The organism is Niallia sp. Sow4_A1, from assembly GCF_052116745.1.
Taxonomy (GTDB): Bacteria; Bacillota; Bacilli; order Bacillales; family Cytobacillaceae; genus Niallia; species Niallia hominis.
Map to the genome: position 1 here is coordinate 1 of NZ_JBQKKM010000133.1, position 597 is coordinate 597.

At 34.3% G+C, this 597-nt stretch carries 1 protein-coding gene; it reads left to right on the top strand.

Features of this window, described 5'->3' with window-relative positions; genetic code table 11:
• Nucleotides 1–597, top strand: a 597-nt coding sequence (locus ACTQ5K_RS25525; protein ID WP_441994453.1) for an IS3 family transposase, incomplete at both ends; no start/stop codon positions are given.

Below are 597 nucleotides of genomic sequence, written 5' to 3' on the forward strand. Positions count from 1 at the left end.
TTAATTATTGAAATCTGTAAGGCTACTAAATATAGAAATGGTCATAGGAAAATTAGAGCTATTCTAAAGCGAGAACATCATATTCATCTTAATAGGAACACAGTTCAAAACATTATGCAGAAGCATCATTTGCAGTGTAAGGTGAAACCAAAACGCAAGTGGAAATCGCAGGGAGAAAGTGAAGTCATTGTACCTAATATTCTTAATCGTGATTTTAGTGCAAGTAAACCAAATGAGAAGTGGGTAACGGACATTACGTATATCCAGTATGGCAGCGAAACATTATATCTGTCTACGATTATGGATTTGTATAATAATGAAATCGTAGCTTATAAGATTTATAATCATCAACAAACGACATTAGTAATTGATACACTGCAGGATGCTTTGGATAAACGCAATCAGCCAGAAGGAGTTATTATACACTCCGATCAGGGGAGTGTGTATACATCGTATACTTTTCAAAATTATTTGAAGGAACATCATTTAGTAGGTAGTATGTCCAGACGAGGGAACTGTTGGGACAATGCGGTGATTGAATCATTTCATTCAAATTTAAAGACAGAGGAATTCCAATATTGTAAGTTTAATACCCTA